Annotated in this window: 7 protein-coding genes; 3 read left to right on the forward strand and 4 right to left on the reverse strand. The window is 71.8% G+C overall.

The features are described from left to right. Nucleotides 1-3 precede the first annotated feature (3 nt). A complete protein-coding gene (locus ABD207_RS28325) occupies nt 4-669 on the forward strand; it encodes an imidazolonepropionase-like domain-containing protein (RefSeq protein WP_344016050.1) in 666 nt (221 codons plus the stop codon). A 19-nt stretch (nt 670-688) separates the two neighbouring features. Here ABD207_RS28325 and ABD207_RS28330 read toward each other — a convergent pair whose 3' ends face one another. Continuing rightward, nucleotides 689-1,705: a chitinase gene (locus ABD207_RS28330; RefSeq protein ID WP_344016051.1), complete on the reverse strand. Its 1,017-nt coding sequence runs from the start codon at nt 1,703-1,705 to the stop codon at nt 689-691. 290 nt (nt 1,706-1,995) lie between these two features. Here ABD207_RS28330 and ABD207_RS28335 point away from each other — a divergent pair, with 290 nt between their 5' ends. Then, nucleotides 1,996-2,691 carry a demethylmenaquinone methyltransferase gene (locus ABD207_RS28335; RefSeq protein WP_343998212.1) on the forward strand — a complete coding sequence of 232 codons (696 nt, stop codon included), beginning with the start codon at nt 1,996-1,998 and terminating at the stop codon, nt 2,689-2,691. Nucleotides 2,692-2,730: 39 nt separating this feature from the next. On the opposite strand, the gene ABD207_RS28340 is transcribed toward ABD207_RS28335, so the two are convergent. After that, the gene (locus ABD207_RS28340; RefSeq protein ID WP_344016060.1) at nt 2,731-3,075 is read right to left on the reverse strand and encodes a PASTA domain-containing protein; all 345 of its coding nucleotides are present in this window, start codon (nt 3,073-3,075) and stop codon (nt 2,731-2,733) included. A 120-nt stretch (nt 3,076-3,195) separates the two neighbouring features. Further along, nucleotides 3,196-3,702 carry a GNAT family N-acetyltransferase gene (locus ABD207_RS28345; RefSeq protein ID WP_344016052.1) on the reverse strand — a complete coding sequence of 169 codons (507 nt, stop codon included), beginning with the start codon at nt 3,700-3,702 and terminating at the stop codon, nt 3,196-3,198. 47 nt (nt 3,703-3,749) lie between these two features. Between ABD207_RS28345 and ABD207_RS28350 the strand changes: the two genes are divergently transcribed. Further along, on the forward strand, nt 3,750-5,084 hold the full coding sequence (locus ABD207_RS28350; RefSeq protein ID WP_344016053.1) for a geranylgeranyl reductase family protein: 1,335 nt from the start codon (nt 3,750-3,752) through the stop codon (nt 5,082-5,084). Nucleotides 5,085-5,659: 575 nt separating this feature from the next. Here the strand turns inward: ABD207_RS28350 and ABD207_RS28355 are convergent. Next, on the reverse strand, nt 5,660-6,484 hold the full coding sequence (locus tag ABD207_RS28355; protein WP_344016054.1) for a C40 family peptidase: 825 nt from the start codon (nt 6,482-6,484) through the stop codon (nt 5,660-5,662). Nucleotides 6,485-6,645 lie beyond the last annotated feature (161 nt).

Below are 6,645 nucleotides of genomic sequence, written 5' to 3' on the forward strand. Positions count from 1 at the left end.
GCCGTGCTGACGATTCACGCGGCCGACCTGCTCGTCCCCGGGGACCGGCGGCCTGCGCTGCCGGACGGCGCCGTGCTGGTGCGCGACCGGCGGCTGGCGGCAATCGGCCCCCTCGGGACACTGACGGCCGCCCATCCCGCCGCCCGCGTCCGCCGCTGGCCGGGCCTGCTCACGCCGGGGCTGGTCAACCCGTACGGCCCCGAACTGCTGGAGCACGCCTACCACCCGGACCCGCGCGAGGCCGGCGAACTCGGCACGGAGCCGCTCACCGGTGAGGCCCTGGCGGCGCTCGCGTTGACCGAGGCCCGCCGGGGCGGGAGCGCGCGGCGCGGGGTGCAGCGGCTGCTGGCGCACGGGGTCGTGGCGGTGGCGGGCGAGCTGCCCACTCCGGCCGTACGGGACGCCGTGCACCGGGCCGGCCTTGGCGTGCTGCCGCGCCCGGCGGCGCCCGACGGTCCCGCGGTGCTCGACCCGCTGCGGGGGAGGAGCCTGGCGGAGGCGATCGCCGGCCCCCTGCCGCCGGAGGGCGAGCAGCCGGAGGACGGCGGCGGACCCGAGGCGACGTTCGCGGTCTTCGACGTCCCCGACGAGGCCGCGCTCACCGGACGCGGGGCCGGAACGTGCGTGGCGACGGTCGTGGCCGGCCGGCTGCTGTACCGCCAACGCTAGTCATTCGGGGACGGCAGCCTCAGCTCTTCGCGGCCCGCCCCGCCAGCGCCCTGCCGAAGGCCCCGTCCTCCTGCTCCACTCCGCTGCACTCGGTCAGCTCGTCGTCCGCGGACGCCTCGCACTGCCGGTCCCGGAACGTCGACCACATCGACACCCAGGCGATCCCCTGCCGTTCCGCGAAGTCCCGCACCTGCCCGGCGTCCTCGAGGGTGAACGTCTCGCCCTTCACATCGTTCACCCCGATCATCGAGGTCAGCGCCATCCCGCGCCACGCCTTCGCGTCCGGCAGCTTGAAGATGTCCCGGAGCTGCTGGTGCGCCGCCTTCGCCGCGGTGACGGCGTAGTCCCCCATGTCGCCGTCGAGGGACTCGCCGTAGTTCATGGTCATGATGTTGACCGTCCCGACCTTCACCCCGTGGTCGTTGGCCGACTCCAGCAGCGCCACGGTGTCCTTGTCGAGCCCCGACGGCATGACCGGGACGGTGTAGGACGCCTCCAGGCCGGGCCGCTCCTTCTGCAGCAGCGCGATCGCCTCCGACCGCAGGGCCACCGAGTCCGGGTCGGTCAGCTCGTCGCCCTCGATGTCGAAGTCGGCGCGCTGCGCGCCGGCGGCGTCCAGCGCCTTCCCGTACGCCCGCGCCAGCTCCTTCGCGCTGCCGCAGGTCGTCGCCAGCTCCTTGCCGTCCGCACCGCCGAAGGAGACACGGACCTTGGCGCCGGAGGCGGTGAGCTTGCCGATGCGCGCGGTCGCCGACTCGTCGTCGACCGCCTGCACACCGTGCCAGGCCGGGGTGCAGCCCTGGCCGGAGGAGATCACGAACGCCAGGTTGTACACGTCGGGGGAGCCCGCCGCGTCGTTGGGATCGGCGGACGTGGCGTTGACGTAGGGGGCGTACCCGGTGACGGCCGGCGGTGGCGCGCCCTTCTCCGCGGGCGCCGCCGCGTCGCTGCCGCCGTCCGGCGACGAACAGCCCGCGGTGGCGGCCAGGACCAGCAGACCGCCGATCCCGGCAACGGATTTCATCGGACCGCGCATCGAGCTCGCTCCCGTTCCTCGGATCCCTCGTAAGACCCGATGACTTTCACAGACCACGTTTCCCTGATGACGCGAACCTCGCATACGGGGTTGCACCTCATCCGCATACGGAGTTGCACCTCGTACGGGCTCGCACCTCATGCGGGGGTGCGCCCCACCTGAGGATGTACGTCCCGGTTCGGGGATGTTCTCAACCGGACCCCGGCCGATTCCCGGCCGCTTCCCGGCCGATTCCCGAGTGTTGCCCGTCCGGACGGGGTGCCGGACGGCCGGGCTGCAAGAATGAGCCCGTGACCCGCGCATCCCTGGACAAGCAGCCGCACGAAGTCGCCTCGATGTTCGACGACGTGGCGGAACGGTACGACCTGACCAACGACGTGCTGTCCCTGGGCCAGGACCGCAGATGGCGCAAGGAGGTCGCGAAGGCGGTCGACGCGCGCCCCGCGCAGAAGATCCTGGACCTGGCGGCCGGCACCGGCACCTCGTCGCTGCCCTTCGCGCGCACCGGCGCCTATGTGGTGCCGTGCGACTTCTCCCTCGGCATGCTCGCCGTCGGCAAGCGGCAGCACTCCTGGCTGCCGTACACCGCCGGTGACGCGACGCGGCTGCCGTTCCGGGACGACGTGTTCGACGCCGTCACCATCTCCTTCGGGCTGCGCAATGTGCAGGACTTCGACGCCGCGCTGCGCGAGATGCACCGGGTGACCCGGCCCGGCGGGCGCCTCGTGATCTGCGAGTTCTCCCAGCCGGTCTGGGCGCCGTTCCGCACCGTCTACACCGAGTACCTGATGCGGGCGCTGCCGCCGGTGGCCCGCGCGGTGTCGTCCAACCCGGACGCGTACGTCTACCTCGCCGAGTCCATCCGCGCCTGGCCCGACCAGCCGGCGCTGGCCGAGCGGCTCAAGGGCGCGGGCTGGTCCCGGGTGGCCTGGCGCAATCTCACCGGCGGCGTGGTCGCACTGCACCGGGGCTTCAAGGACAGCTGAGCCTCAGGGGCAGCGAGCCTCCTGAGACGGCTGAGCCCCTCACGGGCAGGCGAGCGGGGCCGTGCCGGGAGTGTGCGGCTCGGACAGCTCCCGCCGGAGCCCGCCCGGCAGCGGCAGCGGACCGCGCGGCTCGCGCACGCCGCCCCCGCCGTCGCCCTCACCGAGGTCGAACCACACGTAGATCATCGACTCCCGCGGCACCTCGGCACCGGGCTCCGGGTACTGGCGTACGACGTAGTCGACGACGGCGAGGCGGAGGTCCGGCCGGTCCGGCGAGGTCAGCGACAGCCCGTGCGCCCGGGCCGACTCCCGTGCGTCCACGGCCATCAGGCCGACCAGGCGCGGTACCCGCACCTCCGGCGTCCGGAATCCTCTGGGTGGCATGCGCACGGACATCACCCCCTGCGGTACGGGCAGGGTAGACCCGCCCGCGCCCCCGCAGGAAGCATCGCGTGGCATTCCGTGACATTCCGTCACCCAGAGTGAGAGCGCCGGAGGGGACGCTCAGAGATCCAGCCGGTAGCAGTGGGCCTCGGCCTTGCGGACCGGGGTCGTGAACGTCTCGGCCAGGCGCATCCCGAGCCGCCGGGTGACCGCTATCGAGCGGGAGTTGCGGGCGTCGACCATCGCCACCACGCTTCGCACGCCGGCCGCCCGCACCCGCTCGAGCGTCTGCCGCGCCGCCGCCGTCACATAGCCCTTGCCCCAGTGCTCGCGCCCAAGGCGCCAGCCGATCTCTATCTCGCCGGTGGGCCCCCAGTCCCGCGGCCAGGGCTGGGCGCCGGTGAAGCCGAGGACGCGGCCGGAGTCGTCGAGCACGGACCACAGACAGAAGCCGAGTTCGGCGTCGTGCCGCCGCTGGCGGGCGGTGAGCTCCTCGTAGACCGAAAGTTCCGCGGACTTGCCGCCGAAGAACTCCATGACGTCCGGGTCGTCGAAGAGACGGTGCCAGAGATGAGCGTCCTCGTCGGTGGGGACGCGCAGCGTTACGGCGGGGAGAGCTCGGTTCACGTGGACAGCCCTTCAGCCGGTGATCGATTGTGCTGCATAGACTGCCCATGTCCAGTGCCGGTCGGCACGCAGATTTCGAACCTTGGGGAGATCCCGCCGTGACCGAGCCCCTCTCCGACAACACTGCCGATGTGATCGTCGTGGGCGCGGGGCCAGCCGGCTCCACCACCGCCTACCACCTGGCCCGGGCCGGACTCGACGTGCTGCTGCTGGAGAAGACCGAGTTCCCGCGGGAGAAGGTCTGCGGCGACGGTCTGACCCCGCGCGCGGTGAAGCAGCTCGTGGCCATGGGCATCGACATCTCCGAGGAGGCCGGCTGGCTGCGCAACAAGGGCCTGCGCATCATCGGCGGCGGGGTCCGCCTCCAGCTGGACTGGCCGGATCTCGCCTCCTTCCCGGACTACGGTCTGGTCCGCAAGCGTGACGACTTCGACGAGCAGCTGGCCCGGCAGGCGCAGAAGGCGGGCGCCCGGCTGTACGAGCGCTGCAACGTGAACGCCCCGGTCGTCGACGACCGCACCGGCCGCATCACCGGCGTCAGGGCCAAGCTGGGCGAGGACAAGCGGGAGGTCACCTTCCACGCCCCGCTGGTGGTGGCCGCCGACGGCAACTCCACCCGGCTGTCCCTGGCGATGGGGCTGCACCGCCGCGAGGACCGCCCGATGGGCGTCGCGGTGCGCACGTACTTCACCTCGCCCCGCCACGACGACGACTACCTGGAGTCCTGGCTGGAGCTGTGGGACCGGCGCGGCCCCCAGGACCGGCTGCTGCCCGGCTACGGCTGGATCTTCGGCATGGGCGACGGCACCTCCAACGTGGGCCTGGGCGTCCTGAACACCTCCGAGGCGTTCAAGGAGCTCGACTGGCGCGAGGTGCTCAAGGCCTGGTGCGCCTCGATGCCCGAGGACTGGGGCTACACCCCCGAGAACATGACCGGCCCGATCCGCGGCGCCGCCCTCCCCATGGCCTTCAACCGCCAGCCGCACTACACGCGCGGCCTGCTGCTCGTCGGCGACGCGGGCGGCCTGGTGAACCCGTTCAACGGCGAGGGCATCGCCTACGCCATGGAATCCGGCCAGATCGCCGCCGACGTCATCGTCCAGGCGCAGGCGCGGGTTACCCCGGCCCAGCGGGAGATCGCCCTCCAGCGCTACCCGCGCATCCTGAAGGACACCTACGGCGGCTACTACACGCTGGGCCGCGCCTTCGTGAAGCTCATCGGCAACCCGAAGATCATGCAGATCGCCGCGCAGCGCGGCCTGACCCACCCGATGCTGATGAGGTTCACCCTCAAGCTCCTCGCCAACCTCACCGACCCGACGGGCGGCGACGCGATGGACCGCATCATCAACGGCCTGAGCAAGGTGGTCCCGAAGGCCTGAGCGCCCCGAACCTGCGCATCTGTGGGCGGCTGGGGTACCGGAAAGCGGGACCTCAGCCGCCTTCAATGTCTCCGGAAGCCGTGAGGGGCCGTGTCGCCGTCCCGCCCCGGGTAGGAGCGAGTCGGGGCATCGGCTGCAGAACCACCCAACAGACGCACTTGGCGCACTCCGTGTGCGGTGACCTGAAACGGCCTCAACCGCGCGAAGGGGGCGACGAGGCCGAGCGCGGCGGGACGCCTGAGCGTCTCTGTGGGCGGCCGGAGTTCCGTAGCCGGGCCTCGGGCCCGTTCGGTGCCGTCGAGACGCTGTGAGGGGCCGTTGCGGGGGCGGACGCCGGGAGGGGTGGCCGCGGGGGAGCGTCAAGCCGCCTGCGGCGGGGGACGATTCGGGCATTCCGGGGATCTTGACCTCCCCTGGTGCCCGCGGCCGTGACGGACAAGGGTCGTCACCCCCGAGCGGCGACGACCCTTCGGTCCGTTATGAGCGCGAAGCGCTGTTTGGGAGTGCCCTGTTGGAGAACGCCCGGAGAATGCCCGGTTTCAGGGCATCCGGTGCAGAGCACCCGTATCCGGCTGTCAGAGCACCCGCACCGCACCCGAGGCCGGGTAGCCGGAGAGGTCCTGGATGACGACGCCCTTGGAGGGGTTCGCGGCGTCCAGGTACTGGCCGTTCCCGATGTAGACACCCACGTGGTACGCGGAGCCCTTGCCGCCCCAGTAGAGGATGTCCCCGACCTGGATCTGGGACAGCGGGATGTCGGTGCCCACCATCGACTGGTCCTGGGAGACGCGCGGGAGGTCGATGCCGACCTGGCGGAACGCGGCCTGCACCAGGCTGGAGCAGTCCCAGGCGTTGGGGCCGCTGGCGCCCATGACGTAGGCGTCGCCGACCTGGGCCTTGAGGAAGGAGATGACCGTCGCGACGCTGCCGCTGGCCGGCGCGGAGGCGGTCGTGGTGCTCTCGAGGGAGGGGCGCTCGGCGTTGCGCGCCGCGCGCTCGGCGGCGGCCTTGCGGGCCTCCTCCGCCGCCTTCTTGCGGGCCTCGGCCTTCTTCTTGGCCTCGGCGAGGTCCGCCTTGGCCTCCTTGGCGGCCTTGGCGGCGGCCGCGTCACGCTCGGCCTTCAGCTGGTAGTCCGCGGCGGCCTGCTGGGTGACCTCGGCGGACTGGGCGACCTGAGCGGCCAGGTCGGCCGTCAGGGTGGGCAGTTCGATGGTCTGCGTCACGGGCTCGGCGGCGTTGGCCGAGCTGGACGCACCGGCGACTGCCAGGGTGCTGAGGACGCCACCGGCAACTCCGGCCCGCATCGCGATCGTGGAGGTCGCGGTGCGGCGGGGCTTCCGGTGGCTGCGTATGTGAGCGGTGTGGGACATGGGAACAACCGGTACCAGGGGCTCCTTCATATCTTCAAGAAACGTGGTCTGCGCCACAGTTGTTCAAAGTGACCTTCAAACACCGGTCCCGCGACTGCCTATTGACGTCGTAACGGACATTGCGGACGCCCCGCTTCGGGGCTGGATGGCGTCCCGCCAGGTGGTGTAGCCGATCAGTGTTGAGGTGTGCG

The organism is Streptomyces thermospinosisporus (assembly GCF_039526425.1).
In the GTDB taxonomy this organism is placed as follows: Bacteria; Actinomycetota; Actinomycetes; order Streptomycetales; family Streptomycetaceae; genus Streptomyces; species Streptomyces thermocarboxydovorans.

What these genes read in the sequence shown, in the direction of transcription:
- ABD207_RS28330 (WP_344016051.1), bottom strand. Translation starts at nt 1,705, where the DNA reads ATGCGCGGTCCGATGAAATCCGTTGCCGGGATCGGCGGTCTGCTGGTC.
- ABD207_RS28340 (WP_344016060.1), bottom strand. Translation starts at nt 3,075, where the DNA reads ATGCCACCCAGAGGATTCCGGACGCCGGAGGTGCGGGTACCGCGCCTG.
- ABD207_RS28350 (WP_344016053.1), top strand. Translation starts at nt 3,750, where the DNA reads ATGTCCAGTGCCGGTCGGCACGCAGATTTCGAACCTTGGGGAGATCCC.
- ABD207_RS28355 (WP_344016054.1), bottom strand. Translation starts at nt 6,484, where the DNA reads ATGAAGGAGCCCCTGGTACCGGTTGTTCCCATGTCCCACACCGCTCAC.